Genomic DNA, 26074 nt, shown 5'->3' on the forward strand with positions numbered 1-26074 from the left:
CCTGGCCGTGACCCACCCACCCGCTGAGGGGAGGCGTCATGGCATCGACGGGCATCATCTACCGGCTGATCGCCCACGACAGCGCGTCCCGGACGTTCGACAAGATCGGCCGGTCGGCGCGGGGCACCGACTCCACGCTGGCCAAGCTCGGCCGCACCGCGAAGATAGCGGGCGAAGCCGTCGCCCTGGGTCTCGCCGCGGGTCTCGCCGAAGGGGCCAAGTCTGCGGCGAAATTCCAGAGCGAGATGACGCGCATCTCGACTCAGGCCGGCGGCACCGCGAAGGACGTGAAGGTCCTCTCGGACCAGGTGTTGAAGCTGGGAACGACGACCCAGCAGGGCCCGCAGCACCTCGCCGAGTCGCTGTATCACCTCAAGAGCGTCGGCATGGACAACGTCCAGGCGATGAAGGCGCTCAAGGAGAGCTCCGACCTGGCGGCCGTTGGTCACGCCAACCTGGAGGAGACCACCAACGCGCTGGCGGGCGCCTGGCGGACTGGCATCAAGGGCGCCACCAGCTTCCATGAGGCCGTCTCGACGGTGAACGCCATCATCGGCGCGGGCAACATGTCGATGGACCAGTTCAACGCTGCGATCGGTACCGGCATCCTGCCCAGCGCGAAGACCTTCGGTCTGAGCATGAAGCAGGTCGGCGCCGCCCTCGCGCTGATGACGGACGAGGGCATCGACAGTGCGTCCGCGGCCACCCGGCTGCGGATGTCCTTCAGCCTGCTCGGCGCACCGTCGAAGGCGGCCGAGAAGCAGCTGGGCAGGATCGGGCTGACAGGCCTCAACCTCGCCGATGCGATGCGAGGCCCGAAGGGTCTGATCGGCGCGATCGGTCTCCTGAAGGATCACCTCGACAAGAGCGGCCTGTCCGCGTCGAAGCAGTCGCAGCTGCTCTCCCGGGCGTTCGGCGGCGGCCGGTCGTCGAGCGGCATCCTGCTCATGCTCAACAACCTCGACGTGCTCGAGAAGAAGCAGGAGCAGATCAACCGCAGCACCGGCAAGTTCGATGACGCCGTCAAGATGCAGCGGAAAACGGCCGAGGCGCAATGGCACCTGCTCGTCTCCAACTTGGAGGTCATGGGCATCCGGGTCGGCACGAAGGTGCTGCCGCCGGTCACTGACTTCATCCACTTTCTCGCCACCGACGCGATGCCCGCAGCGGCACGGTTCGGGAAGGCCATGGCTGGCATCGTCCCTGTGGGGGCGATCGCGCAGGGCTTCACGCGCGTCAAGGGCATGGTCGGGGACTTCCTCAAGGGCTTCTCCGGGACGAAGAAGGCCGCATCGGATCTGCTGGGCGGCCTGTTCGATACGTCACCGCACCTGGGCAGCAGCAAGGCGTCCGCGGCCTCCAAGGGGCCTGCGCTGCCGCCGATGCCGCACTTCGGTGTGGGTCAGGTCGCGCCGACCACCGGTGTGCAGGGGCCTGCGCTGCCGCCGATGCCGCACGGCGGGTCGGGCCTGGTGGCCTCGCTCGTATCGCCGAAGGCGAAGCCCCCCAAGAGTGCCGCCGAGAAGATCGGCGCAACGATCCGGAAGGCCATCAGCGGCAGCTTCAAGGACATCAACTGGGGCAAGCTCGGCTCGATCCTCGGCAAGGGCCTCGGGGACGCCATCGGCTGGGTCGGGAAGCACACCGCTGATTTCACCAAGAAAATCGCGAAGATCTTCGCCGGCCTGGACTTCGTTGAGATCGGCAAGGGCTTCGGTGGCGCCGCGCTGCCCCTGGCTATCGGCTTCATCACCAACTTGTTCGCCCCGCTGTTCAGCCTGGACTTCTGGAAGAAGCACTGGCTCGACACGATCATCGCGGTGCTGTCGGTCATCCCGATCGGACGGATCGCCGGCGTGCTCGGCAAGGTCTTCGAGCACATCCCGTTCCTGAAGGTTTTCGAACCGCTCCTGAAGGGCGTCGGCAAGCTCGGCGGCTGGATCGAGAAGGGGCTCGGGAAGGTGTTCGGGCCGCTCGGCCGCGGCATCGCGTCGGGCTTCAAGAAGGTCTTCCCCGCCGCCGGAAGCATCGCAAAGGACCTTCTGGAGCGGCTCATCCTCGGGCCGGCGCGACGCCTCAAGACAGCCGCTGGGCTGATCCCGAAGGCTGTCGGCTCCGGCATCGAGAGCGGCGCCAGTTTCGTCACGGAGAAGGTCCTCGGCCTCGCCAAGACGATCCTGCGCCCCTTTGCGCGGGCGGGCGGCTGGCTGCTGGGCAAGGGTGCCGACATCGTCAAGGGCCTCGGCCGCGGCATCAGCAGTGCCGGGAAGGGCATCGGATCCTTCGCCTGGCGGTGGGTGGGAAAGCCAGTCGTCGACGCCTTCAAGGGCGCTGGCTCGTGGCTGTGGCGCGGGGGCAAGAGCCTGGTCTCTGGCTTCAAGCGGGGAAGCATCTCGGTCGCCAAGTCGATCGGCGGCTGGGCGAAGAAAAACGTCATCGACCCCGTCACGGGTGTGTTCAAGTCGTCCGGATCGTGGCTGTACAGCAGAGGCAAATCGCTGGTGGGCGGCCTGAAGAGCGGCACGGCGGCCGGTGCGAAGGGCATCGTCAGCTTTACGAGCCGCACCGTCATCTCACCCGTCACCAGCGCTTTCAAGGGCGCTGGCTCGTGGCTGTGGAGTAGTGGAAAGGGCCTGGTCTCGGGCTTCAAGAGCGGCTCCATCTCCGCCGCGAGGGGCATCGGCGGCTGGATCAACAAGAATGCGATCAAGCCCGTTACGGGCGCCTTCAAGACTGCTGGAACCTGGCTGAAGTCGGCGGGCGGCCACCTCCTGTCCGGCCTGAAGGACGGCATCTGGGGCGCCATCAAGGGCATCGGTCACTGGATCAAGAAGAATGTCGTCGATCCGGTCGTCAACTCGGTGAAGAAGTTCTTCGGCATCAAGTCGCCGTCCAAGGTCTTCATGGGCATCGGCGGCCACCTCGTGTCCGGCCTCATCAAGGGCATGGCGACGACCAGCGGCTCGGCGATCGCGAAGAAGGTGTTCGGCGACATGCCGTCCGCCCTCGGCCACCTGGTCAAAAAGGGCCTAGTCAGCATCAGCAAACTGCCGGGCAAGGCGATGAAGGCCCTGAGCGGGCTCGGCAGCTGGTTCGGCGACCTGTTCAGCGGCGGGGGAGGCGGTAGCGGGAAGGGCGTGGACCGCTGGACCAGCACCGTCAACACGGTGCTGGGCATGCTTGGCGCGCCCGGGTCCGCCCTGGGCGCCGTCCTGACCCGCATCAACATGGAGTCCGGCGGCAACCCGAAGGCCATCAACCTGTGGGACTCCAACGCGAAGGCGGGACATCCCAGCCAGGGGCTCATGCAGACGATCCCGTCGACGTTCAGCGCCTACGCGGGCCCGTTCCGGGCACGGGGCATCACCGACCCGCTCGCCAACGTGTACGCGGGCGTCAACTACGCGATGCACGCGTATGGCAAGAACTGGATCAACGTCATGACCCGGCCGGGCGGATACGCCAAGGGCACCGGCGGCGCTGCCAAGGGCCTCGCCTGGGTGGGCGAGAAGGGCGCCGAGCTGGTGAACTTCAAGGGCGGCGAGGACGTCCTCAGCCACCCTGACTCGATGGCGTTCGCCAAGGCCAACGGCATCAGGCTGCCCGGCTACGCCTCCGGCACCATCAACAACGCAGCGGACCGGGTCCATCGCGACAAGCAGAAGGTCGAGGACGCCAAGGACGCTCTGGCGAACGCCAAGCGCCGGCACAAGGGTGTCGCCGCGGCGGAGAAGCGGCTGAAGGCGGCGGAGAAAGAGCTCCAGGCCGCGAACATCGCGCTCAAGAACGCCCAGCGCTCCGCGAAGACGTCGATCGCCAACACCATCGCCACGGGGCTCGTGAAGACGCTGTCGACGGGTACGTCGTCGGCGATCGCCTCGGCGATCAAGAGCCTGTCGACGAAGCTGCTCAACGCGGGCTACAACAAGACCGCCAAATCCGTCATGAAGAAGGGCGGCCAGCTGGAGAAGCTCGCCGACAAGCGGGCCGGCGTCCAGAAGACCATCGCCGCGGCGAACCAGTACGCCAGCGACCAGGCCTCCAACATCCGCGACTTCCTCAGCATCAGCGGGACGTCGGCCACCGACATCGGCGGCCTGCTTTCGCAGATGGGCGGGCAGCAGAAAACCGCGTCGAGTTTTGTGGCCCTGACCCGCTCCCTGAAGGCACGCGGAGCGTCGAAGGAGCTGCTGCAGCAGCTGTCGGATGCAGGCCCGGGCAGCCAGCTCGCGACGATCCTCGGGCAGAAGAACGTCACCACCGGGGACATCGGCAAGCTCAACACTCTGGTCAAGTCCGGCGGCAAGCTGGCCACATCGTTCGGCCGGGACATGGCCGACATGATGTACGACTCGGGCAAGGACGCCGGGAAAGGGTTCCTCGCGGGCCTGAAGGCGCAGGAGAAAGACCTCGGCAAGCAGATGGCCAAACTTGCCACCGACCTCGTCAAGCAGATCAAGAAGGCCCTGAAGATTAAGAGCCCGTCCGTGGTGTTCCGCGACGAGATCGGCAAGAACGTCGTCCTCGGCATGGTCCACGGCATGGACATGCACGGGCATCTCGTGGGGGGTGCAGCGCAGCGCCTGGCGGACACCGCGACCGGAGTCTCTGTACGTCGCCGCTACGTTCCGACAGCAGCCGGCCAGGGGAGCAGCCGCGAGGACGCGCTGTGGGAGCGGCTTGCCAGCGCCCTGGAGAGCCGTGAGGGCACCGAGGTGCACGTGCACTTCAACGATGACCGGCTGCGGGAACTCATCGACGTCCAGGTCAAACCGAAGATCAAGGCGTCGGCGACGCAGCAGGCCTACCGGGCGAACGTCGGGCGGAGGAGCGGATGACGATCTCCTACGTGGCCTCGGGGACCCTGGCTCAGCACACCGACACAGTGACACCCGCACTGCCCGCCGGGGCCGCGGCCGGGCAGCTCGCAGTGCTCCAGGTCGTGTCCGGGCACAGCCTCGACAACGTGCCCAGCACGCCGTCCGGCTGGACCCTCGCGGGCAGCTTCTCTGGAGGCGGCGGTACATTCGGCCTCAACGCGGGTCCGCGGCGCCTCACGTTTTTCATGCGGGTGTTGGCCGGCGGCGACACTGCACCCAGCACGGCGATCCCATCGGGCTCGTCCGGCTCGATGATCGGCGCGCGGGTGGTCACGCTGGCCCGGACGGCGGGCACCGGCTGGCGGTGGGCCCTGACGTTCGGGCAGGACACCGTCTCGCACACCGCCTTCTCGGCGGCCTGCGCGACAGCCCTCACCTTCAAGACGGGCGACTTCTGTCTGCTCGGCTACGCGTGGCCCGGCCAGACCGTATCGACGACCGCACGCGCCGCTACCGCGTCCGGCATCACCTTCAACACGGCGACCTCCCACTTTGGCGACGCGATCACGTCCGGGAACGGCGCCCGGCTCACCAACGCGGACACGTCCGTCACCGCAGGAACCGGCACGCAGGCGCCCACGGTGACATCGACGCTGTCCGCCGCGAACACTGGCGTCGCCGGCCTGCTGCGCATCCGCGAGGCCAGTTCCGACGTCAACGCCGTCCCGCAGTCCGTCTTCCCTCCGCGCAACCTGGTGAGCGCGACGGGCCTGACCGGGGACGACATCGTCACGATCAGCCTGCTCCGGCAGGCTGAGAGCAGCCTTCAAGCAGTGCGGGCCGCCAGCAGTATCGACGTGACCGGGCAGGCGAGCTTCCTCAGGGTGGATGCCGAGCAGCCGTTCGGGATCAGCATCAACTACGCGGCCGTCCTCACCGACGTCAACGGCGCCCAGTGGACGGTCTACTCGGGTCCCATCACGTCGACCGTGAGCAGCGATGTCGTCTCCGACGCGATCCGCGGGGTCGGTGCAGCCGTGAAGATCGAAAGCCCGCTGGAGTGGAAGCGGGATCGCGACGCCAGCCAGTTCAACATCAACGGGCGGATCGTCGTCGTCGGCAAACCGCGCTCATCCAGGTCCGGCCCGCTCACCGTCCGCACCGAGACCGACGACGACGGCGACGCAATGAACGAGCTGCTCGACCAGGCGACCGAGGGCACGATCCTCATCCGCAAGCAGACCTCACTGTCACGCCTCGACGGCACCTACTCGCTGCTCGACGACACCGAATCCCCGAACTGGTACGACGAGTTCCGGTGGTTCGCCCTGAACGTCGTCAAGAGCGACGACTGGCCCGACGTCATGGAAGCCGCGGGATTCACCCTCCAGGACATCAGTAACAACTTCAGCATCCTCAGCGACATCGCCGCGTTCTTTCCCACCAACCTGCTGGCCATCGCCCAGTACGACTTCGGACCTTGACATGCTCGATATGTCGACAACCGCGCTCGCTGTCGTGCAGGGCGGCTACACCATGGACATCCGCGCCGAGTCCTGGCTCGGCGGCCTGCTCCTCGCCGACAACATCCCCATCGCCGACGGCAGCGAGAACCGCGACCGCTCCCTCAGCGTCCCCGAACAGATCACCCTCACCGTGCCCCGCCGCGAAGGCGGCTACGACTGGGACCCGGGCACCGACCCAGCCCACCCGCTCGCCGCTTACGGACAGATGCTCCGCATCGACTACGGCGTCGACATCGGCGGCCAGATGGAATGGATCAACCGCGGCTGGTTCCTCATCACCGAAAGCTCAACCGACGGCGACACTGTGTCCGTCAGCTGCCAGGGCCTGCTCACCCTCATCGCTGAGGCCAACATGATCGCCCCTTTCCAGCCGTCATCGACAGACACCCTCGGCACCGTAGTCCGCGCGCTCGTCGAGCCCGCCCTCACCGTCAGCTTTGACGGCACCCTCGTCGACCGGGCGGTCCCGCTCGGCATGCAATGGGACTCCGACCGGCTCGCCGCCGTCACCGAAGTCCTCACCGCCTGGGGAGCCGCCGAACGAGTCACCGAGGACGGCTACCTCCTCATCGAGCCCGTCAGCGACGCCGGAGCCCCAGTCCTGGCCATCAGCGACGACCGCGACACCGGCACCGTCGTCCGCTGGCAGGGATCCACCACCCGCGACGGCGCCTTCAACTGCGTCGTCGCTCAGGGCGAAGACGCATCCGGCAATCAGATCCAGGGCGTCTCCTACGACGGCGACGGCGCCAGCCCCTACCAGTACGGCGGGAACTTCAACCCGCTTCCGGTGCCCTTCCCGTACCAGTCGAGCCTGCTCACCACCGTCGCCCAGTGCCGGACCGCAGCCGCCGCCCAGATGAAACTGTTGCGGCGGCAGGCCTTCCGGAAGCTGGCCGTCACGATGGTCCCGCACCCCGGTCTCATGACTGGCGACATCGTGTCCGTGACCGGCGCCGGCCTCACGAACGCCCGTTGCGCCATCGAATCCCTCTCGCTGCCCTACTCGCCAGGCGAGCAGAGCCTGACCGTCCGAGTCCTGTAGGGGGTGCTGTGCCCGACTTCGCCGACACCCGCGTCTCCCTCGCCGGCAAGGGAGTTGTGCGCGGCATCGCACAGACCGCGGTCGCTTCCGGGGCCTGCCTGGTCAAGGTAGGCGGCATCACCGTCACCGCCCGCGTGGCGACCGGACTCACCGTGACAGCGGGAAGCATTCTGCTGATGGCCAGGCTCGGCAGCCTCTACTACGCCATCAGCGTCATTCCTGCCGCCCCGACGTCGACACCGGCGACACCGCCCCCGGCCGACAGCACGCCGCCGGACACCGGCGACCCACCTCCGGCGCCGAAGCCCGTGACGACGACCGGCACACTGACCTGCGTGCCGACGGCCACCGCCTGCTACCGCGACGGCAGTTGGCGCTCCGACGGCGACCCGACGAACAGCTTCGATCTGTTCCAGGGCCGGTACGGCGGATCGTCCTACGGCCGGAACACCGGCTGCGCGTTCTACGGCTCCAAGCCGCACACCCTGAACGGCGCGACCTGCACCAAGGCCACGGTGAAAATCAAGCGACTGTCGGCGGGCGACTTCTCGGCCCGGTCGGCAACCCTGCGGCTCGTCTCCCAGACCAGCCGACCGGGCGGGGCACCCACCCTCAACGAGACCACATCCGGACCGGGCCTCACGATCGGCTCCAACAGTACTTTCACCCTGCCCACCTCCTGGGGCCAGGCACTGATCGACGGCACCCGCGGAGGCATCGCCATCAGCATCGGCAGCGACGACCCGTATATCCAACTCGCGGGCCGCGGCTCCTGGTCCGCCGCGATGACCCTCACCATCTCCTGGAGGCGTACCTCGTCATGACAGCGAACACCTCCAAGGGCATCACCTATCCCCAGAGCACGGACCACACCCGGCTGTGGGAGCACATGCAGAACCTCGCGACGACCGCCGACGGCATCATCTTCGGTAACGTCGACCGGCAGATCTTCACCTCCAACGGCACCTGGACGCGGCCAGCAAACGCGATCAGGATCTTCGTCCAGGTACAGGCCGCAGGCGGCGGCTCCGGGGGAGTCGCCTCGACCGGCGCCGGCCAAGCATCCTGCGCTCCAGGTGCGTCCGGCGGTGAATACGCCGAAGGCTGGCTCACGCCCGCGACCACGGGCGCCAGTGTCGCCGTCACCGTAGGTGCCGGCGGTTCCCCCGGTGCGTCGGGTGCCAACGCGGGCGGTGACGGCGGCGGATCGTCGTTCGGTGCCCTCGTCACCTGTATTGGCGGCACCGGCTCTGCTGGCGGCACCGCCTCGGCCGCCACCTCGATCGGTGCACCCAACGGCGGTACCGGCGGCACCGGCGGAGACTTCCGAGTCGCCGGCGGCGACGGGGGAAACGGGCAGGTCATCGGTCAGGTTCCCGTGAAGTACAACAACGGCGGCTACGCATACATGGGCGGCGCTCGCCGCGCCAGCGGTGTCGCGGCCACCACAACAACGGGCTTCAACGGCTACCCCTACGGCGGTGGAGCGTCCGGCCCCGCCAACGGCGCCACCCAACCTGCCGTCGCAGGCAGCACAGGTGCGGCCGGGATCGTCATCGTCACCACCTACACCGCTTAGGAGCAGCATGCCCCTCGACCCGCCCGAGACGTCGACGAGTGACACCACGTGGTTCGTCAACGGTCGCCTGAACGCCACCTCGATCACGTCCTTCCAGGTGTCCATCACCGTGGAGGGCCCCTCCACCGAGTCTGAAGGTGACGCGCTCCTGCAGGGCCTCGTCGACCTGCTGTCGACCCGCTACTACGGCGTCAATGGCACCAAGGGGTACACCGCGTACACCACCCGGAACATGACCCCGTCCTGACCTCCCACGCATCCCCAACGCCCCAGTTCTGGGGCCTTTTTCATGCCCAGACAGGGGGCTTCATGCCTGACCCCTCAAGGGAGGAACGCCATGCCACAGCCCACCATTGGACGGGTGGTGCACTACCGCCTGTCCGAAGAGGACGTGACCCGGTGCCAGCAGCAGCTGAGCCACAACCCACCCGAGCTGCTGAAGCAGTTCAACGAGCCGCGAGCAGGGCAGACGTACGCGGCTATCGTCACCTCGGTCACGGTGCATCCTGACCATCCGGATGTGAACCTGCGGGTCATCCTCGACGGCCCGTACGACTTCTTCGCCCATTCCCGAGTGCAGGGCGAGGAGCCCGGCACGTGGGCATGGCCGGAGCGTGTCTGATGGCCTACGCCGAGGCGCGCACTTTCTGGCTGGAGCCGACCGACCGCATCGCGACCGGCCTGCGCCGCTACGCCGACCGCAACGTCGGTGGCGGCCGGGCGGAGTTCACCTGCGCGGCCGGCTACCACTCGGCGCTCGTCTTCACCGGCGAGGACGACGCCGTCTTCGACTATCGCGACGGATACCGGGTGCTGGCTGTACGGCCGCTCGCCCGACGCGACGACCCGCAGTGGCCCACGCACTGCGCCTGCGGGTACGCCTTCGTCGATGACGATCACTGGCAGGAATGGCAGGAGCTGATCTACCAGCGCTCCGACACCGATGACAGATGCACCCTCCGGGAACGGCAGGCCAGCGACGTCGGCGGACTGGCCGCCGCGCCGCCCGGCGCGATGTGGGACGCATGGTGGATGCCCCCCACCTGGGCAGGCCCGGACGGCATCCACCTGATGGTGCGGCTGCCCAACGGCCGGGACTGGCACGTCGACTCTCACGCTTCCAACTGCACGCGACCGGGCGAGCCGCATCAGTGCTGGGTGCGCCACGGCGACCCGCGCGAGTGCCGGATCACCGTCGACAAGAACGGCGACACCTGCGCCGCTGGTGCCGGAAGCATCCAGGCCGCGGACTACCACGGCTTCCTGCGCGGCGGCGTACTGACCGCAGGCTGAAAGGACGGCCATGACGATCAAGGGCATCGACGTCTCGAACTACCAGAGCGCGACATACGACCTGACCGGCCACGACTTCGTGTTCGTGAAGGCGACCCAGTCGACGAACTACGTCAACCCGAAGCACGCCGACCAGGTCAAGCGGGCCCGTGACAACGGCCGCGTGACTGGCCACTACCACTACCTCACGGCCACGGCGTCCACGACCGCGCAGATGGACTACTTCCTCACCCACGCAGCACCGCGCCCGGGTGAGATCCTCGCCGTCGACTGGGAAGAGGCCGGCGTCTCCTGCGCCGAGAAGGACGCAGCGATCAAGTACCTGCGCGGCAAGGCGGGTGGCCGCAAGGTCCTCCTGTACTGCTCGCAGTCCTACTGGACGGGCCGAGATACGACCGGGTACGCGGGGGACGGCCTGTGGGTTGCCCAGTACAACGGCAAGCCCGGGCAGCCCAGCATCAAGGCCTCGTGGCTGCTTCACCAATACACGGACAGCCCCGTGGACACCAGCGTCGCGGCGTTCGCGAGCCGCGCGGAGATGGCCGCCTGGGCGGCCAGACATCAGGAGGCAGACGTGGCACTGACTGACGACGACGTTCAGAAGGTCGCCGACGCCGTGGTGGCGAAGCTCATCGCGGGCGACGGCGTGCTCGAGGGAAGCGACCTGAAGCGGATCTGGACGGCGGACGTCGTCCCGGCCGCGCGGCCGCCGTACAGCAACTCGGACTACTACGGCCCGGACGGCAAGACCGTCAAGAACGGCACCTGGACTCCCGGGTATACGCAGCAGACCCAGACCGAGGGCATCCGCGAGACCCTCGCCCGCGTGAAGGCCCTCCAGACCGCGCTCGCCGCGCTCGACCCGGCCGCGCTCGAAGCCGCCCTGGTCGGCAAGCTCGAGGGCCTCAAGGTCGAGGTCACGGTCACCGAGCCGAAGGAGAGCTGAGATGAAGGTCGCCCGTTACTGGAAGGCGGTCGCGGCCGCCGTCGTGGCCGGAGCCGGGTCCACTGCGACGGCTGTGCAAGACGGCACCGTGACGATGGCCGAGGGCGTCACCATCGCCCTGGCCGTGCTCGGCGCGCTCGGCTTCACGTGGGCGGTCCCGAACAAGCCGCGGAAGCCTCTGAACGTCGTCACTCCGGAGGCGTGACGCTGCCTCATGTGTGCGCTGGCGGGAAGGTGGTGGCGTGGACGCGGCCATGGTGACGGCGATCGCAGCACTGATCGGCGGGCCCGTAGCCGCGCTCGGCGCCTTGTACGGGACCCGTGGCGCGAACCGGGCAGCCCGGGAGGGCAACGCGGTGACGGGTTTCAGTAACCTGACGGACCAGCTCCAGGAGGAGCGGCAGGAGCTCCGCGACGAGGTCAAGGCCCTGCGTACCGAGCTCGCCGCGAAAGACCTGGAGATCGCGCGCCTGCGGCTCCAGGTGCAGCAGCTGGGGGGTACGCCGTGACGCGGACCCAGACTGCCCTGTACCGGGCACGGCATCTGCTGTGGATGCTGGCCGCCCTGCTGTTCCTGGGCGGCGCGGCCGCGGTGTCGTGGCTGCTCGTCGACCGGGCGCAGCTCACCGACCAGCTTGCGCACGAGGCCGACCTTAGGGGCAGCGCCGTTTCCACGTTGGCAGGGGATGTGCGGGCTCTGCGCGAGCAAGTCAAGGCCAAGGGCGGGACCCCGGTCGCGCCGGATCCCACGAAGGCAGTTGAGGACCTTCCCGCTCGCAGCAAGGTTCCCGTGCCGATCCCCGGTCCGCCCGGCCCGCCCGGTCCTTCGGGTTCGGCGGGGCCGTCCGGTTCTCCCGGGAAGCCAGGAGCCAACGGCACGACCGGCGCGAGCGGCATGCCGGGGGCAGTTGGACCGTCGGGTCCGGCGGGGCCTTCGGGCGCGCCGGGCGAGCCGGGGCCCGCCGGTCCGCCGGGTCCCGCAGGCCAGGATGGCAAGGACGGGCAAGACGGAACGAACGGCCGCGACGGACAGACCTGCCCCGACGGCTACTCGCTCCAGGCCCCCGACTACGATCCGGCCGCCCTGGTCTGTCGGAAGGACGGAGCCCCGCAGCCCGGCAACAGCGACTCACCGTCACCTCAGGCCCTGGCCCTGGATCCCCAGCGCCGCCAGTACATCTGACGCGCCTCGACAAGCCCCCGCCGCCCTCGTGCGGTGGGGGCCTTTTCGCATGCCCGGACAGCGGAGGTCACTCGTCGGCTGTCCAGACGTCCGGTCCGCCGCCACGCCACTCGATCAAGTCCGAGCCCACGACGTCCAAGTCATCCCAGCCCTGCAACCCGGCCTCCTGCAAGAAAGCGGTGAGATCCCGCAGGCTGTACGCGGTGCCGAGGACCGTGCCGTCGATACGTACGCGCCTGCCTCCGCTCTGTGCGAGCGGGTATACGGTGACGCGCTTCGTCGAGGACATGAACCCAGCGTCGCGTGAGGCCGCGGCGCGCGCATGCCCGGCTACTCCGTCGATCAGTCGCGAACTGGGGCAGGCACCGCTATCCGAAGGGGCCGTAGGCTCCCAGGCGTGATTGACACCATCCTGTTCGACGTCGGCGAGACGATCACCCGAGACGACCGGTATTGGGCTTCTTGGGCCGACTGGCTTGGCGTTCCGCGGCACACGCTCTCAGCCCTCGTCGGGGCTGTCGTCGCTCAAGGCCACGACAACGCCGAAGCACTGCGGCTCATCCGGCCGGGCATCGACATCGCCGCCGAATACGCGGCCCGCGAAGCAGCCGGACGCGGCGAACACCTCGACGAGACAGACCTCTACGACGACGTGCGCCCCGCAATGACCGCGCTACGCCAGAACGGGGTCCACGTCGTCATCGCAGGCAACCAGACGGCCCGAGCAGGCCAGCTACTGCGCGCGCTCGACCTGCCGGCCGACCTCATCGTCACGTCCGAGGAACTGGGCGCCGCAAAGCCCGCACCGGAGTTCTTCCAGCGCGTCATGGAAATGGCGCAGGTCGCGGCCGATACGACGCTCTACGTCGGGGATCACCCGGCCAACGACGTCCGCCCTGCCCGCGCGGCCGGCCTGCGTGCCGCACATCTGCGGCGCGGGCCGTGGGGCCATCTGTGGGCCGACCATCCGTCGGTCGTCAAGGAAGCGGACTGGCGCATCGACAGCCTGACGCAGCTGATCGAGATTGCTGCGGGCTGACCTCAACGAAGCGGCCCCACCGAGCTGGTGGGGCCGTTCGCGTACACGCGGCGTCTCCGCGCGAGTACCGTTCGGAGTGGATGCCCGAACTGGAGACAGTATGCCCGCACACACCGACAGCGGTGTAGGCCGACGTATCGCCTACTACCGGAGCGTCGTCCGTCCGAAGATGACGCAACAGGAACTCGCGGATGCCGCCCGAGTCGCCCTCGGGACGATCCGCAAGATCGAGCAGGGAGAACGAGGCGTCACCAGCGCCACGCTGGAGGCCATCGCCGAAGCTCTCGGCATCGACCCGGCCCGCCTGCGCAGTGACCGTGGCGCTGCCCACACACAGGTCCGCGACGCTTTACCGGCTCTCTCAGCTGCTATCGCCACCTACGATCTCCCCGAAGACGGGCGAGTCCGCCCCATGGCTGAACTGCGGCTCGCGGTAGACGAGGCCGCCACGTGGCGACTCGGCGCTCAATACACCCGCATCGCCCGCAGGCTTCCCGCACTGCTCAGTGAGCTCGCCCGCGCCTACCACGCGGCGCCGGGACACGAGCGGGCCGACGTTGCTGGCCTCATGGTCAGCGCCTACCGCTCGGCCGACGCTGTCGCCTACAAGTTCGGCGCCCGCGACCTGTCCGCACGCATGGTCGACATCATGCGGTGGGCGAGCCCAGAGGCTGAAGACCCCCTCCTCGCTGCTTCCGTCGCTTACGTCCGAACTGAGACCTACTTCGCCGCGCGGGCACACGCTGCCGGGCTTCGCGCCCTGGAACTCGCGCTCGACGCAGCGCCGGAACCCACCACCCCAACGGAGACCGCAGCGCGCGGAGCCCTCCACATGCGCGCCGCCGTCATCGCCGGCCGTGCCCAAGACGCGTCGGCCGCAGGCCTACACCTGCGCGAGTCCCGCGCCCTTGCCGACCGGGTACCTGAAGACGTCTATTACGGCACGGCCTTCGGACCCGATTCCGTAAAGACCCACGAGGTGTCTGTTGCTGTCAGCCTCGGCGGGGACCACGTCGGCCAGGCGCTCGACGTTGCCCGCGAATGGAAGCCGCCCACAAGTCTCCCAGCCGAGCGGCGCAGCGGCTTCTACATCGAACTCGCCCGTGCCCAGCTATGGGCGGGAGTTGCTGATGACGCCTTCGAGTCGCTGAAGGTCGCCCGCCGGATCGCCCCGCAGCACACACGCGAACACCCTTGGGTCCGCGAAGACGCTGCGACACTGCGCCGGCTGAAGCGAGCCGACTCCGAGACGCTCACCAACTTCGCCGAGTGGTGCGCGGCCATCTGACCCGTACCCCAACTACCCCTCGCTGGGGTACTTGCGTCCTTCTGCTGCCCCCACCATCTGTCCCACGCGTAGGAACCAGCAGATGGGATCGGGGATGCCAGACGCACTCCCACTCGCGCCGACGGTCATCAACGGCAGCGTGAGCATCGTCCGACTGCACGGCGAGGCCTGCTTCGACTGCGGGGCCGTCAACAAGACCCTACGCGCGGCTGGTCACGTCGTGGTCCGTGGCAGCACCCGCGTGTGGCAGATCGTCACGTGCGGATGCCGGAGCAAGGCGGCCGCCGCGTGAACGGCACAGGGAGAGGTCCGCAGACCCCGGCGACCGCGCGAACGGCCCCGGGGCACGGCCGACGCTTCGAGGGAGCGACGACATGACGAACGCTACAGCGCCCACAAAATCCGGGGCCAAGATGACCATCCGCGTCTACTCGGTGAACGGCGACGGTGAGGTCACCGACGAGCGCGGCACCGTGAGCATCCCCTACGGGCAGCAACCGCTCCCGCAGGGCGAGGCCTTCCCGCCGTGCCAGTGCCCGCGGCATCTGAAGGTGGGCGCTGCACGGTGAACGCCACCCGCCCCAACACGGAGGCGCCCCCGCTCGACGTCGAGACGATGCGTGCCGCCGCGCGCCGCCTGCTCGCCGAGGACGCCGAACTGCCCTCCTTCGACGAGCTGGAGACACTGACGCTCCGACTGCGCGGGCACATGATGCTGCTCATCCCCGGAGTCGAGCAGGCAGCGGCGCGGCAGCCCAAGGACGACATCCCCCGCTACTGCGCACTCGCGTGCATCGGTGAGGCCCGTATGCGGCTCGGTCTCGAAGCAGGCCACGGGCTTCCGGCGGGAATCGCTCACGCCAAGCGCCTGTCTCGCGCTCTGAACGCCCTGTGCGACCACTACGAAAACCTGGACGGCCACACGTGACCGGCAGGAAGTCGTGAAGGGGATCCTCGCACTCGTCGCGTACGTGGCGGCCGTGTCCGCCCCGGTCCTCGCCCTGGTGCTGGCGCGGACCCCGAACTGACGCACCCCTATGGCGGCCGATCCGGGTCAGGGCCGCACCCACAGATGCCCGTCTCGTCGGAGGTCCCGGAAGGACTCCGGCGGGACGGGTCCCAAGACTCCCGCCCCGGGTCCCCACCCTGGACAGGTCGAGCCCGGGGCGGGCCCACGATCCGCGGAGGTCCGTATGACCGCACGACCGATCATCACCCAGGGACAGGCCGCTTCCTGCTACTTCCGTACCACGGTGGACCACCCGTACCGCAAGGCGCTGATCCAGATCTGCGAACCCTGCAATGAGAAGTGCGCGCACTGCTTCGTCTCGGCGACGAAGCGCGGAGAGTACATGCCCCTGGAGAACGTCCGGGACCGTCTCATCCCCCAGCTCGCCGAGGCCCACGTCACCCGCGTCACGCTCACCGGCGGCGAGCCGTTCATGCACCCGGACCTCATCCAAATCGTGAGGGATTTCCGCACGGCCGGGATGGGCGTCGGCGTCTGCACGAACGCAACGATGGTGAGCGACAAGCAGATCACCGAACTCGCTGAGCTGGACGCGCACATGAACGTGTCCCTCGACGGGTTCTCCGCCGACTCACACGGGAAGTTCCGGGGCCGCCCGGAGGGCTTCGAGGAGACCGTCGAGACCGTGAAGCGGTTCGGTGCGGCGGGCATCCTCCAAGGCCTCCTCTGCACCCCGAACAACCTCGCCGAGGATGAGGAGTACGCCGAGCTGTGCGCGTTCGCCAAGGAGCAGGGCGCGACGTACGTCCTCATGAACCCGCTCGGCCCGATGGGACGCGGCGCCAACAGCCAGGGCAAGCTCCGGCGACCGGACGACCACATGCGGCACATCCGGGACCTCACGCTCCCCTTCGTCGACGAGGGCCTGGACATGGTCCACATCCGGTTCCCCAACGATGACAAGCCGCTCGCCGGGTGCGAGGCCGGGACCATCATCTACGTCTTCACGAAGGGCGAGGTCGCCGTCTGCCCCTACCTCGTGTTCGCCGCCCGTACGAAGGTGTCCAAGCACCCTGACACCGACTTCCTCATCGGCAACATGTGGCAGGACGACGACATCGCGGCCCGCCTCGACGCGTACAACTTCCACGAGCAGTGGGACGTCGGCGCCAACCCGACGTGCGGAGGCTGCTCGATGTCCTCCTCCTGCGGCAAGGGATGTCCGGCCGCCGTCGTCGCGGCCGGCCACCGGATCGGAGCCGTCGACACCGAGCAGTGCCCGGTCGTGCCGCAGCAGTCCCGCATGCTGCCGGTGGTCGGTGTCTCGTGACCGGCCGGGGAGTGTTCGTCACCCTGGACGGGCCGGGCGGCGTCGGCAAGTCGACCGCGAAGGCAGCCGTCGCCGACCAGCTCCGCGACGCGGGGCACGCGGTGTACGCGACACGCGAGCCCACCGACACACCGCTCGGAGGCCTCGCCCGGCACGGCACCGACCGGTACCGAGGCATGACGATGGCCTGTCTCATCGCGGCAGACCGCTACCAGCATCTGACGGAGGAGATAAGGCCGGCACTGGAGGGCGGCAGCATCGTCGTATGCGACCGGTACATCGCCTCGTCACTGGTGCTTCAGGTCATCGACGGCGTTGACCGTGACGTCGTGTGGGAGCTCAACCGCCACGCCGACCTGCCGGACCTCTCCGTGTTCCTCACCGCGCACCCGGACGTCATCGCAGACCGGCTCGCCCGGCGCGGCGCGCACAGCCGCTACGAGCAGCTCCCCGGCAGCAGCGTGATCGAGTTCGGTCTTTACGCCGAAGCCGCTACGTTCCTCACTGATTGCGGCGCGCGCGTCCTCGTCCTGGACACGACCGCCACCGATCCCGACAGCCTCGCGCGCACCATCGTGGGCGAGATCATCGCAATGCAGACCAGGGGCCGCCTCGATGGACGTGCTGACGTTCAACCTCAACAACCCCTCCCGCCAGCGGGCGGAGAGACAGCTCTCCTGGCTGGCGGCCCGGCCGGAGCATGTCATGGTGCTCACGGAAACGGCCCCGAGTGATGGCTGTGAGTTCCTCGTCGCCCGGTTCGAGGCGGCAGGGTTCCGAGTCGTCTTCCCCCGGCCGGAGCGCGGCGAGCGCGGTGTGATGATCGTGAGCCGTCTGCCCATCGAAGAGCCGTTGACGCGCTTCGGCTACCTTCCGCACCGCTACGTCTCTGTGACCGTCGAGACGGAGACAGGGCCGCTCGACATCATCGGCCTCTACGTCCCGTCCCGGAACGCCACAGAGGCGAAGACCGAGCGTAAGCGCCGGTTCCTCCAGGAGGCGGGCCGCGCGCTCAAGCTCGGCACGCCCGGGGCCCGGCTCATCATCGGGGACTTCAACATCCTGGAGCCGAAGCACCAGCCGCAGTATCCGTTCTTCAAGCCCTTCGAGTACGCGTTCTACGAGGGGCTCGAAGAGGCTGGCTACAGCGACGCGTTCCGGCACCTGTTCCCGACGGCCGCCGAATACTCCTGGGTCGGCCGCACGGGCGACGGCTACCGGTACGACCACGCCCACGTCTCCGCAGGCTTGGCCGACGCGATCCGCGGGTGCCTCTACCTGCACGAGCCGCGGACCCGTACGGATCGGCTCACGGATCACTCTGCCCTGGCGGTGCAACTCGACGTGATCCCCACGACGCTGCTGACGGTGTCCGATCCCACTGACCTCGCCGCGGCCAGTGCCCTCTTCTGAAACCAATCCCCGTACGTACGACCCCCTTTTGGAGAGCCTGATGGATGCAAGCACATGGGACCTCATCGACCGGCTTCGCGGCTGGCTGGACGCCGAGAGCCCGGTGACCGGCGACCTCGCGAAGTCCATGCGCGTACTCAAGATCGGCGAGGAGTTCGGTGAGGTCGTCGAGGCGCTGCACGGAGCGATGAAGGCGAACCCGCGGAAGGGTGCAAGTCATACGTGGGAGGACGTCCATAAGGAGCTCTGCGACGTCGCGATTACCTCTCTCATCGCGCTGGCCTCGCTCACGCCTGACGCGCCGAAGCTCTTCGACGAACGGCTCCGGCACATCGCTGACCGCTCACTCAACTGAAGACGCCCTGGGCGCTCGACCGTGCCTCGCCCCAGGGTTGGCCCCATCCCTCCGTCGCCCCCGTGGCGGATGGACGGGGCCTCCTCAGTCCACGAGGACGCAGACGCGCTTGTCGAGGGCGGCGGCGATTCGCAGAAGGTCGCTGAAGCGGGGGTCGCTCTGGCCGGCCTCGATGCGCTGAAGGGTGCGGCGGTCGATGCCGGTGATTTCGCTCAATCGTTCCTGGGTGTAGTCGGCTTCCAGCCGGAGATGGCGGATGCGGTCGCCCAGCTCGCGACGTCTGTCGATGATCCATGGGGCAAGGTCGCGAGGCACTCGACAAACTTGGACACCCCGTGATCACATGTCAGCGTCAGCCGTGTCGCTTTTTATGATCATGAACGATCGGGACCTTTCACGGGTTGCGAGAACTCCCGGCCCGTCGGAGATTCCGGAAGAACTCCGGCGGGCCGGGGTGCGTGTTGAGGCCCGTTCGTGCGGGGTGTGAACTACGCGACACGCATATGCCGCCCGCACTCTTCCCAACAGGTCGCTCTCGCTGGAAACTGATGCACGTGCCACCGGCCCCGCCGGGTGGGAGGTCCGGAAGCCTCCGACCCGGCGGGGCTACTGCATGCGCCGTAGAAAAATTCGGGTCCCTTAGTCGTGCATGTCCTGGCAGATGCACGGCGACCCCATGATGTGGGTGGCCGGGATCCGCGCGCTCTACTTGCAGGCCCTGCACCCGCGCGCGGTGCGCGGCGTCATGCAGAACTCGGACTTCCGCCGCGACGCCTGGGGCCGGCTGATGCGCACCGCGAACTTCGTCGGGACGACGACGTACGGGACCGCTGATGCCGCCGAGAGGGCGGGGGCGCGGGTGCGAAAGATTCACAGCATGCTCACGGTGAAGGACCCGGACACCGCCGAGCGCTACGGCGTCGACGAGCCCGAGCTGCTGCTGTGGGTGCACTGCGCGGAGATCGACTCCTATCTGCACGTCCTGCGGCGCTCGGGGTTCCGCCTCACGGACGCGCAGGCGGACCGATACATCGGCGAACACCGGGTCAGCGCCCGGCTGGTGGGCCTCGGCCCCGATGCCGTACCCGCTGACCAGGCCCAACTCGCCGCGTATTTCGAGAAGGTGCTGCCCGACCTCGCGGCGGGGCCCGAAGCGAGGGACGTGGACGACTTCCTGTCCCGCCCGCCGATCCACCCGTTGCTCGTCCCGGCGCGCGCACTGCTGTGGCGGCGCGTGGCGCGTCTGGCGTACGCCTCTCTGCCGCCGTACGCCCACGAGTTGTACGGCAGGACGGCCCCGTCGCCCGCCGCGGTGACCCGGCGCCTGCGTGTCACAGGCACCTTGCTGCGCTGTGTTCCCGCACGTCTGCGCTGGCAACTCCCGCCCAAACACATTCTGCGCGCCATGTCACGGCTCGGCCCCGGCTCACGCCCGGCACCGTACAAAGTCGGCAGATAGCTCGCCATACTGGACGGGCCGGGGGAGGCGCGGGGCTGAGCAGTGACGGGGGCGATCACGCGAGATGGCGGAGACCAGGCTGATCCAGAGCCGGTACCGGCTGCTCGATCTGATCGGGCGCGGCGGTATGGGCGAGGTGTGGCGGTCGCGGGACGAGTCGCTGGGGCGGCAGGTCGCCGTCAAGTGCCTCAAGCCGCTCGGCCCGCACCACGATCAGTCCTTCACGCGTGTCCTGCGGGAGAGGTTTCGCCGCGAGGCGCGGGTGGCCGCCTCGCTCCAGCATCGCGGGGTGACCGTCGTCCATGACTTCGGCGAGTCCGACGGAGTGCTGTACCTGGTGATGGAGCTCCTGGAGGGGCGCAATCTCAGCCAGCTCCTGGAGGACAACAAGCAGCACCCGCTGGCGGTCGCCGAAGTCGTCGACATCGCCGACCAGGTGGCGTCCGCGCTCGCCTACACCCATCAACAGGGTATCGTGCACAGAGACTTGAAGCCCGCGAACATCATGCGGCTCGCCGACGGCACGGTGAAGATCTGCGACTTCGGCATCGCCCGCCTCGGGCACGACATCGGCTTCACCTCGCGGCTGACCGGCACCGGTATCGCGATGGGCACCCCGCACTACATGTCTCCGGAACAGATCAGCGGCGCCCATGTCGACCAGCGCAGCGACCTGTACTCCTTCGGATGCGTGCTCTACGAGATCGCCACCGGGGCACCGCCGTTCGACCTCGACGACGCCTGGGCCGTCCTCGTCGGCCACCGTGACACCCCGCCCGAACCGCCGCGCAGCCACCGGACCGAAATCCCCGAGTACTTCGAGAAGATCATCCTGGAGCTGCTGGCCAAACGGCCCGAAGAGCGCCCGCAGGACGCCCGTGAACTCGGCCGCCGTATCAGCGCGGGCCGCACCACTCCGGCGTACGTGCCGACCGTGGTGACCCCGGCCGTGCGACAACCCGCGGGGCAGCAGCGGGCCTTGGCCCCCTCCACCCAGTCGCGCCCCGAGCAGCCGCCCTCGCGCGAACCCCGGCTGCCGTCCTGGACCCGGGGCATGACCACCGGCCACAAGGCCACCGGCACCGGACTGCGCGCCACACCGCCCGACGCGGCGGCCGGTCTCACCGGCGAATGGATCGCCCGCCCCTCCACGGCCGTCGCACACGAGCCCGAGCGCGGCGAACGGCCCACCTCTTCACCGGAATTGATCACCACTCTGACCGGCCGGCACAACGCCGGACTGAGCCTGGGGCGGCTCGGCCGCTGGACCGAGGCGGGCGAGGTGCACCGCGCGGTCGCCGCCGAGCGTGAGCACGCGCTCGGGCCCGACCACCCCGACACGCTCGCCAGCCGCTACGAGGTCGGCTTCACACTCAGCCGCACCGGGCGCCCCGCCGAGGCGCTGCGCGAGTACGCGCACGTCGCCCAGGCCAGGGAGCGGGTGCTCGGCGCCGAGCACCCCGACACGCTGGCCGCGCGGCAGGAAATGGCGTACGTCCTGGGCCAGTTGGGCCGCCATTTCGAGGCGCACCAGGCCTACACGTCCGTGCTCGCCGCCCGCGAGCGCGCCATCGGCCCCGACCATCCCGACACCCTGCGCTGCCGCCACAACCTCGCCTTCAACCTGAGCAGGCTGGGGCGTCTGGAGGACTCCTACCGCATGGCGAGCGAGGTCGCCGCCGCGCGCGCCCGGGTGCTCGGTCCGACCCACCCCGACACACTCGTCACGCGGTACGAAGTCGCCTATGCCCTGGGTCAGTTGGGGCGCTGGCCCGAGGCGCTGCACACCTACCAGGAGGTGGCCGAGGCCCGCACGCGGGCGCTCGGGCCCGACCACCCGGACACCCTCGCCGCCCGCTACGAGGTCGGCATCAGCCTCGGCCGGCTCGGCCGCAGCGCGCAGGCCCTGGAGCTGTACCGCGACCTGATCGAGGACCGCACCCGCGTGCACGGCCCCGCGCACCCCGAGACCCTGCGCGCCCGGCACGGCCTCGGAGTGAACCTGGGCCGGATGGGGCGCTGGGAGGAGGCGCTCGCCGAGTCCCGCGACGTCTGTGCGATCCGCGACCGCGTCCTCGGCGCCGACCATCCCGACACCCTCGTCAGCCGCCGCGAGGTCGCCGTCGGCCTCGGCTGGCTCGGCCGCTGGGCCGACGCGCTCACCGAATACCGCGGGGTGGCCACCGCCCGCGAGCGTGTCCTCGGCGCGGACCACCCCGACGCCCTGGCCAGCCGCAACGACGAGGCGCACTGCCTGGAACAGCTGGGCCGCGGCCAGGAGGCCGTGGAGCTGTACCGCAGAGTGGCGGCGTTACGGCAGCAGCGGGCGTCCCGAGGGCACTGAGCATCCGGACGCGTCCGTGTCCACTTACGGGTGCCCGCCGCTTGCCGCGCACCTCTGGCCGACGTAGATCATCACGTGCTACGAAGAACCATGCCTGCACACGAGGAATACGACGCCGTGATCGTCGGCGGGGGCCACAACGGACTCGTCGCCGCCGCCTATCTGGCCCGGGCCGGGCGGTCCGTCCTGGTCCTCGAGCGCCTGGGGAACACCGGCGGCGCCGCCGTGTCCACCCGGCCGTTCGCCGGAGTCGACGCGCGTCTGTCGCGCTACTCGTACCTGGTGAGTCTGCTGCCCCGGAAGATCGTGCGGGACCTCGGCCTCAACTTCCGCGTCCGTGGGCGCACCATCTCCTCGTACACACCCGTCGAACGGGACGGGCAGCCCACCGGGCTGCTCGTCGGTGGCGGCGAGCGGCGCACCCGTGAGGCGTTCGCACGGCTGACCGGCTCGCACCACGAGTACGAGGCGTGGCAGCGCTTCTACGGGATCACGGGCCGCCTCGCCCAACGGGTGTTCCCGACGCTCACCGAGCCGCTGCCCACCAGGGACGAGCTGCGCCGCCGCGTGGACGACGAGGACGCCTGGCGGATGTTCTTCGAGGAGCCGGTCGGCACGGCCGTCGAGGAGTACTTCGCCGACGACCTCGTCCGCGGTGTCGTCCTCACCGACGCCCTCATCGGGACCTTCGCCGACGCCCACGACCCCTCGCTGCGGCAGAACCGCTGCCTCCTCTACCACGTGATCGGCGGCGGCACCGGAGCCTGGGACGTGCCCGTCGGTGGCATGGGCGCCCTCACGGACGCCATCGCCGCGGCGGCGCGCACCGCGGGCGCCGTGCTCGCCACCGGCCACGAGGTGACGCGGATCGAGTCGGACGGAGAATCCGCCGAGGTCACCTACCGGACGGCGGACGGGGAAGGCGTCGTCGCGGCCCGGCACGTCCTCGTCAACGCCTCGCCGCAGGAGCTCGCGCACCTCACAGGCGACGAACCGCCCATCCCCGCCGAGGGCGCCCAGCTCAAGGTGAACATGCTGCTCACACGGCTTCCGAGACTGCGCGACACCTCCGTCGACCCGCGCGAGGCGTTCTCCGGGACCTTCCACATCGCCGAGGGGTACGAGCAGTTGGCGACCGCCCACGCAGAGGCCGCGTCCGGCGAGCTGCCCACCGCGCCGCCCTCCGAGATCTACTGCCACTCGCTCACCGATCCGAGCATCCTCGGCCAGGACCTGGTCGACCAGGGCTACCAGACCCTCACCCTCTTCGGCCTGCACACCCCCGCCCGGCTGTTCGAGCGGGACAACGACGCCGTACGGGAAGAGCTGTTGAAATCGACCCTGGCGCAGCTGGACGCCCACCTCGCCGAGCCGCTCGCGGGCTGCCTGGCCACCGACGCGGAGGGCCGCCCCTGTATCGAGGCGAAGACCCCGATCGACCTGGAGCGTGACCTGCGGCTGCCCGGCGGCAACATCTTCCACCGCGACCTCGCCTTTCCTTACGCCCAGGAGGGCACGGGCCGCTGGGGAGTGGAGACGCGGCAGGCGAACGTGCTGCTGTGCGGGGCCGGCGCGGTGCGCGGCGGCGGGGTGAGCGGGGTGCCCGGACACAACGCGGCGATGGCCGTGCTGGAGGAGGACCGCCAGGGCGGCTAGGAAAGCGCCTCTCGTATGCGGAGTCCTCAGTCCCCTGACGCCGTCCATCCCACCGTCTCGATGCGCGCGGCGTCTGCCGGACGGGCCTCATCGAAGGCGACGCGGCCCCCGGTCTCGACCCGCAGAGCGTCGACGTACGCGCCACGGCCGACGTAGAGCCGGTCGGTCGCGTACCGCCAGCGCAGTGCGAGCCGCGCCCCGCTCGGCACGTCGGCCGTGAGCCGGTGCCACGCCCGCCCCGACCAGCCGGTGACCGAACCGGCCGGATGCTCCCGCGGCTCTTCGCCCGGCAGCACCGTCGTGAACGGGACCGGCTGCCAGGTCGCTCCTCCGTCGGTCGTGGCCTCCAGGAAGAGGACGTCCGACGCGGGTTCGGTGTCCCACCACAGGGCGCAGCGCAGCCGGGCGGAGCCCGCCGTGGTGTCGAGTGCGGGGAGGGTGAGCGTCGCCGTCGCCGCGCTGGTCATCCCCGCGAACCAGGACGCATGGCCGCGCGCGGGACGCACCGGCACGGCCCGCGCCAGGTTGTTCCCGGCGGCGACCCGGGGAGCGGAGCCGGACCGCCAACCGCGCACCGGATGAACGGAGTTGCCGAGCACGATCAGGAAGGAGTCGGTCGTCGGGTCGAGGACCAGCGAGGTGCCGGTGAAACCGGTGTGGCCCGCGGTGCGCGGGGTGGCCATCGCGCCCATGTACCAGTGCTGGTAGAGCTCGAAGCCGAGGCCGTGTTCGTCGCCCGGGAAGGCGGTGTTGAAGTCGGTGAACATCAGGTCGACGGTCTCCGGCTCCAGGATGCGCGCCCTGCCGTATACGCCGCCGTTGAGCAGCGTACGGCCGAGGACGGCGAGATCCCAGGCGCAGGAGAAGACGCCGGCGTGGCCGGCCACCCCGCCGAGGGAGTACGCGTTCTCGTCGTGCACCTCGCCCCATACGAGACCGCGGTTCAGCCCCGACCAGGGCAGTCGCGCGTCCTCGGTGGCGGCGATCTTCGGCCGCCAGGAGGCGGGCGGGTTGTAGCGGGTGCGGTGCATACCGAGGGGGGCGGTGATCTCTTCGCGCAGGAGTGTGTCGAGTGTGCGGCCGGTGATCCTCTCCAGGACCAACTGGAGCGAGATCAGATTCAGGTCGGAGTAGCGGTACGCGGTACCGGGTGGGTCGATCGGTGCCTCGTCCCAGATCAGCTGGAGCTTTCCCTCGCGGGTCGGCGCGCCGTAGAGAGGGATCCATGCGCGCAACCCCGAGGTGTGGGTGAGGAGTTGACGGATGGTGACGTCCTGCTTGCCGCCGCCCGCGAACTCCGGGAGGTAGGAGGCGACCGTTGCCTCCAGCTCCAGCGCGCCGCGTTCGATCTGCTGGACGGCGAGGATCGACGTGAACAGCTTCGACACGGAGGCGAGGTCGTACACCGTGTCCTCGGCGGCCGGAATCCGCTGATCGGCGGGGAACTCCACACCGGTGTCCGTCTTCTCGTCGTACGCCGAGTAGCGCACCGCCATGCCGATCGGCTGATACAGGGCCACGGTGCCGCCACGCCCGGCGAGGAGGACGGCACCCGCGTACCAGGGGTGCTTGGGGGAGGGGCCGAGGAACGCCTCGGCGTCGGTGACCAGTTGGCGCAGATGGCCGTCGATCAGGCCCGCCTGCTCGGCCGTGCCGCGGCGCAGCGTCGGACGTCCGCCCCGGTCAGCGGCCGCCGCCGGCCCCGCCGGGAAGGGGGCGACGGCCAGTGCTCCGCCCACCGCCATGACTCTGCGGCCCAGTTGACGACGGGTCAGTCCGCCGCCCGTTTCGTCCTTCTCGCCGTCGTTCATCGAGGAGCCTCCCGCCG

General features: G+C 69.2%; 27 protein-coding genes. 24 read left to right on the forward strand and 3 right to left on the reverse strand.

What is annotated here, in order from left to right; genetic code table 11:
* The first annotated feature begins 38 nt into the window (after nucleotides 1-38).
* The 12 genes from AB0D27_RS11515 to AB0D27_RS11570 all read left to right on the forward strand — a co-directional run bounded on the left by AB0D27_RS11515 (nucleotide 39) and on the right by AB0D27_RS11570 (nucleotide 12392).
* Nucleotides 39-4838, forward strand: a complete 4800-nt coding sequence (locus tag AB0D27_RS11515) for a phage tail tape measure protein (RefSeq protein WP_362505600.1) — start codon at nucleotides 39-41, stop codon at nucleotides 4836-4838.
* Nucleotides 4835-6304 carry a hypothetical protein gene (locus AB0D27_RS11520; RefSeq protein WP_362505603.1) on the forward strand — a complete coding sequence of 490 codons (1470 nt, stop codon included), beginning with the start codon at nucleotides 4835-4837 and terminating at the stop codon, nucleotides 6302-6304. The genes AB0D27_RS11515 and AB0D27_RS11520 overlap by 4 nt, the downstream gene beginning before the upstream one ends.
* 10 nt (nucleotides 6305-6314) lie before the next feature.
* Nucleotides 6315-7391 carry a hypothetical protein gene (locus AB0D27_RS11525; RefSeq protein ID WP_362505606.1) on the forward strand — a complete coding sequence of 359 codons (1077 nt, stop codon included), beginning with the start codon at nucleotides 6315-6317 and terminating at the stop codon, nucleotides 7389-7391.
* A gap of 8 nt (nucleotides 7392-7399) precedes the next feature.
* Complete coding sequence (locus tag AB0D27_RS11530; protein ID WP_362505609.1) at nucleotides 7400-8215, forward strand: hypothetical protein; 816 nt, start codon at nucleotides 7400-7402, stop codon at nucleotides 8213-8215.
* Complete coding sequence (locus AB0D27_RS11535; protein WP_362505612.1) at nucleotides 8212-8970, forward strand: hypothetical protein; 759 nt, start codon at nucleotides 8212-8214, stop codon at nucleotides 8968-8970. The genes AB0D27_RS11530 and AB0D27_RS11535 overlap by 4 nt, the downstream gene beginning before the upstream one ends.
* 7 nt (nucleotides 8971-8977) lie before the next feature.
* Nucleotides 8978-9217, forward strand: coding sequence for a hypothetical protein (locus AB0D27_RS11540; RefSeq protein WP_362505615.1), 240 nt, complete (start codon nucleotides 8978-8980; stop codon nucleotides 9215-9217).
* A gap of 90 nt (nucleotides 9218-9307) precedes the next feature.
* Entirely contained in the window at nucleotides 9308-9592 is a 285-nt protein-coding gene (locus AB0D27_RS11545) for a hypothetical protein (RefSeq protein WP_362505618.1), read from the forward strand.
* Nucleotides 9568-10263 carry a hypothetical protein gene (locus AB0D27_RS11550; RefSeq protein ID WP_362505621.1) on the forward strand — a complete coding sequence of 232 codons (696 nt, stop codon included), beginning with the start codon at nucleotides 9568-9570 and terminating at the stop codon, nucleotides 10261-10263. Before AB0D27_RS11545 ends, AB0D27_RS11550 begins: the two co-directional genes overlap by 25 nt.
* A 10-nt stretch (nucleotides 10264-10273) precedes the next feature.
* Nucleotides 10274-11209: a glycoside hydrolase family 25 protein gene (locus AB0D27_RS11555; protein ID WP_362505624.1), complete on the forward strand. Its 936-nt coding sequence runs from the start codon at nucleotides 10274-10276 to the stop codon at nucleotides 11207-11209.
* A gap of 1 nt (nucleotide 11210) precedes the next feature.
* Nucleotides 11211-11414 (forward strand): hypothetical protein, encoded by a 204-nt coding sequence (locus AB0D27_RS11560; RefSeq protein WP_362505626.1) that lies wholly within the window; start codon nucleotides 11211-11213, stop codon nucleotides 11412-11414.
* Between the two features lie 37 nt (nucleotides 11415-11451).
* A complete protein-coding gene (locus tag AB0D27_RS11565; protein WP_362505629.1) occupies nucleotides 11452-11718 on the forward strand; it encodes a hypothetical protein in 267 nt (88 codons plus the stop codon).
* Nucleotides 11715-12392, forward strand: coding sequence for a collagen-like protein (locus tag AB0D27_RS11570; protein WP_362505631.1), 678 nt, complete (start codon nucleotides 11715-11717; stop codon nucleotides 12390-12392). Before AB0D27_RS11565 ends, AB0D27_RS11570 begins: the two co-directional genes overlap by 4 nt.
* A 67-nt stretch (nucleotides 12393-12459) precedes the next feature.
* Here AB0D27_RS11570 and AB0D27_RS11575 read toward each other — a convergent pair whose 3' ends face one another.
* Complete coding sequence (locus AB0D27_RS11575; RefSeq protein ID WP_362505634.1) at nucleotides 12460-12681, reverse strand: hypothetical protein; 222 nt, start codon at nucleotides 12679-12681, stop codon at nucleotides 12460-12462.
* 108 nt (nucleotides 12682-12789) lie between these two features.
* Here AB0D27_RS11575 and AB0D27_RS11580 point away from each other — a divergent pair, with 108 nt between their 5' ends.
* From AB0D27_RS11580 to AB0D27_RS11620, 9 genes are all read left to right on the forward strand, one after another.
* On the forward strand, nucleotides 12790-13431 hold the full coding sequence (locus tag AB0D27_RS11580) for an HAD family hydrolase (protein WP_362505637.1): 642 nt from the start codon (nucleotides 12790-12792) through the stop codon (nucleotides 13429-13431).
* 100 nt (nucleotides 13432-13531) lie between these two features.
* Entirely contained in the window at nucleotides 13532-14719 is a 1188-nt protein-coding gene (locus tag AB0D27_RS11585; protein ID WP_362505640.1) for a helix-turn-helix transcriptional regulator, read from the forward strand.
* 94 nt (nucleotides 14720-14813) lie between these two features.
* Nucleotides 14814-15011: a hypothetical protein gene (locus tag AB0D27_RS11590; protein ID WP_362505643.1), complete on the forward strand. Its 198-nt coding sequence runs from the start codon at nucleotides 14814-14816 to the stop codon at nucleotides 15009-15011.
* 82 nt (nucleotides 15012-15093) lie between these two features.
* Entirely contained in the window at nucleotides 15094-15288 is a 195-nt protein-coding gene (locus AB0D27_RS11595) for a hypothetical protein (protein WP_362505646.1), read from the forward strand.
* Nucleotides 15285-15647, forward strand: coding sequence for a DUF6415 family natural product biosynthesis protein (locus AB0D27_RS11600; protein WP_362505649.1), 363 nt, complete (start codon nucleotides 15285-15287; stop codon nucleotides 15645-15647). Before AB0D27_RS11595 ends, AB0D27_RS11600 begins: the two co-directional genes overlap by 4 nt.
* 265 nt (nucleotides 15648-15912) lie before the next feature.
* Nucleotides 15913-17019: a radical SAM protein gene (locus tag AB0D27_RS11605; RefSeq protein ID WP_362505651.1), complete on the forward strand. Its 1107-nt coding sequence runs from the start codon at nucleotides 15913-15915 to the stop codon at nucleotides 17017-17019.
* On the forward strand, nucleotides 17016-17753 hold the full coding sequence (gene tmk / locus AB0D27_RS11610; protein ID WP_362505654.1) for a dTMP kinase: 738 nt from the start codon (nucleotides 17016-17018) through the stop codon (nucleotides 17751-17753). The genes AB0D27_RS11605 and tmk overlap by 4 nt, the downstream gene beginning before the upstream one ends.
* Nucleotides 17635-18432: an endonuclease/exonuclease/phosphatase family protein gene (locus AB0D27_RS11615; protein ID WP_362505657.1), complete on the forward strand. Its 798-nt coding sequence runs from the start codon at nucleotides 17635-17637 to the stop codon at nucleotides 18430-18432. The genes tmk and AB0D27_RS11615 overlap by 119 nt, the downstream gene beginning before the upstream one ends.
* A 40-nt stretch (nucleotides 18433-18472) precedes the next feature.
* A complete protein-coding gene (locus AB0D27_RS11620; protein ID WP_362505660.1) occupies nucleotides 18473-18787 on the forward strand; it encodes a MazG-like family protein in 315 nt (104 codons plus the stop codon).
* A gap of 84 nt (nucleotides 18788-18871) precedes the next feature.
* On the opposite strand, the gene AB0D27_RS11625 is transcribed toward AB0D27_RS11620, so the two are convergent.
* Nucleotides 18872-19102, reverse strand: a complete 231-nt coding sequence (locus tag AB0D27_RS11625; RefSeq protein ID WP_362505663.1) for a helix-turn-helix transcriptional regulator — start codon at nucleotides 19100-19102, stop codon at nucleotides 18872-18874.
* A 334-nt stretch (nucleotides 19103-19436) separates the two neighbouring features.
* Here AB0D27_RS11625 and AB0D27_RS11630 point away from each other — a divergent pair, with 334 nt between their 5' ends.
* The 3 genes from AB0D27_RS11630 to AB0D27_RS11640 all read left to right on the forward strand — a co-directional run bounded on the left by AB0D27_RS11630 (nucleotide 19437) and on the right by AB0D27_RS11640 (nucleotide 24246).
* Nucleotides 19437-20246, forward strand: coding sequence for an oxygenase MpaB family protein (locus AB0D27_RS11630; protein WP_362505666.1), 810 nt, complete (start codon nucleotides 19437-19439; stop codon nucleotides 20244-20246).
* A 64-nt stretch (nucleotides 20247-20310) separates the two neighbouring features.
* Nucleotides 20311-22590 (forward strand): tetratricopeptide repeat protein, encoded by a 2280-nt coding sequence (locus tag AB0D27_RS11635; protein WP_362505669.1) that lies wholly within the window; start codon nucleotides 20311-20313, stop codon nucleotides 22588-22590.
* Between the two features lie 90 nt (nucleotides 22591-22680).
* The gene (locus tag AB0D27_RS11640; protein ID WP_362505672.1) at nucleotides 22681-24246 is read left to right on the forward strand and encodes an NAD(P)/FAD-dependent oxidoreductase; all 1566 of its coding nucleotides are present in this window, start codon (nucleotides 22681-22683) and stop codon (nucleotides 24244-24246) included.
* A 26-nt stretch (nucleotides 24247-24272) separates the two neighbouring features.
* Here the strand turns inward: AB0D27_RS11640 and AB0D27_RS11645 are convergent, their stop codons facing one another.
* Nucleotides 24273-26057: a serine hydrolase gene (locus AB0D27_RS11645; protein ID WP_362505674.1), complete on the reverse strand. Its 1785-nt coding sequence runs from the start codon at nucleotides 26055-26057 to the stop codon at nucleotides 24273-24275.
* Nucleotides 26058-26074: the final 17 nt, after the last annotated feature.

This window comes from Streptomyces sp. NPDC048415, from assembly GCF_040651675.1.
Classification (GTDB): domain Bacteria; phylum Actinomycetota; class Actinomycetes; order Streptomycetales; family Streptomycetaceae; genus Streptomyces.

What these genes read in the sequence shown, in the direction of transcription:
- AB0D27_RS11515 (WP_362505600.1), top strand. Translation starts at nt 39, where the DNA reads ATGGCATCGACGGGCATCATCTACCGGCTGATCGCCCACGACAGCGCG.
- AB0D27_RS11520 (WP_362505603.1), top strand. Translation starts at nt 4,835, where the DNA reads ATGACGATCTCCTACGTGGCCTCGGGGACCCTGGCTCAGCACACCGAC.
- AB0D27_RS11525 (WP_362505606.1), top strand. Translation starts at nt 6,315, where the DNA reads ATGTCGACAACCGCGCTCGCTGTCGTGCAGGGCGGCTACACCATGGAC.
- AB0D27_RS11535 (WP_362505612.1), top strand. Translation starts at nt 8,212, where the DNA reads ATGACAGCGAACACCTCCAAGGGCATCACCTATCCCCAGAGCACGGAC.
- AB0D27_RS11540 (WP_362505615.1), top strand. Translation starts at nt 8,978, where the DNA reads ATGCCCCTCGACCCGCCCGAGACGTCGACGAGTGACACCACGTGGTTC.
- AB0D27_RS11545 (WP_362505618.1), top strand. Translation starts at nt 9,308, where the DNA reads ATGCCACAGCCCACCATTGGACGGGTGGTGCACTACCGCCTGTCCGAA.
- AB0D27_RS11555 (WP_362505624.1), top strand. Translation starts at nt 10,274, where the DNA reads ATGACGATCAAGGGCATCGACGTCTCGAACTACCAGAGCGCGACATAC.
- AB0D27_RS11560 (WP_362505626.1), top strand. Translation starts at nt 11,211, where the DNA reads ATGAAGGTCGCCCGTTACTGGAAGGCGGTCGCGGCCGCCGTCGTGGCC.
- AB0D27_RS11575 (WP_362505634.1), bottom strand. Translation starts at nt 12,681, where the DNA reads ATGTCCTCGACGAAGCGCGTCACCGTATACCCGCTCGCACAGAGCGGA.
- AB0D27_RS11585 (WP_362505640.1), top strand. Translation starts at nt 13,532, where the DNA reads ATGCCCGCACACACCGACAGCGGTGTAGGCCGACGTATCGCCTACTAC.
- AB0D27_RS11590 (WP_362505643.1), top strand. Translation starts at nt 14,814, where the DNA reads ATGCCAGACGCACTCCCACTCGCGCCGACGGTCATCAACGGCAGCGTG.
- AB0D27_RS11595 (WP_362505646.1), top strand. Translation starts at nt 15,094, where the DNA reads ATGACGAACGCTACAGCGCCCACAAAATCCGGGGCCAAGATGACCATC.
- AB0D27_RS11605 (WP_362505651.1), top strand. Translation starts at nt 15,913, where the DNA reads ATGACCGCACGACCGATCATCACCCAGGGACAGGCCGCTTCCTGCTAC.
- AB0D27_RS11615 (WP_362505657.1), top strand. Translation starts at nt 17,635, where the DNA reads ATGGACGTGCTGACGTTCAACCTCAACAACCCCTCCCGCCAGCGGGCG.
- AB0D27_RS11620 (WP_362505660.1), top strand. Translation starts at nt 18,473, where the DNA reads ATGGATGCAAGCACATGGGACCTCATCGACCGGCTTCGCGGCTGGCTG.
- AB0D27_RS11630 (WP_362505666.1), top strand. Translation starts at nt 19,437, where the DNA reads ATGTCCTGGCAGATGCACGGCGACCCCATGATGTGGGTGGCCGGGATC.
- AB0D27_RS11635 (WP_362505669.1), top strand. Translation starts at nt 20,311, where the DNA reads ATGGCGGAGACCAGGCTGATCCAGAGCCGGTACCGGCTGCTCGATCTG.
- AB0D27_RS11640 (WP_362505672.1), top strand. Translation starts at nt 22,681, where the DNA reads ATGCCTGCACACGAGGAATACGACGCCGTGATCGTCGGCGGGGGCCAC.
- AB0D27_RS11645 (WP_362505674.1), bottom strand. Translation starts at nt 26,057, where the DNA reads ATGAACGACGGCGAGAAGGACGAAACGGGCGGCGGACTGACCCGTCGT.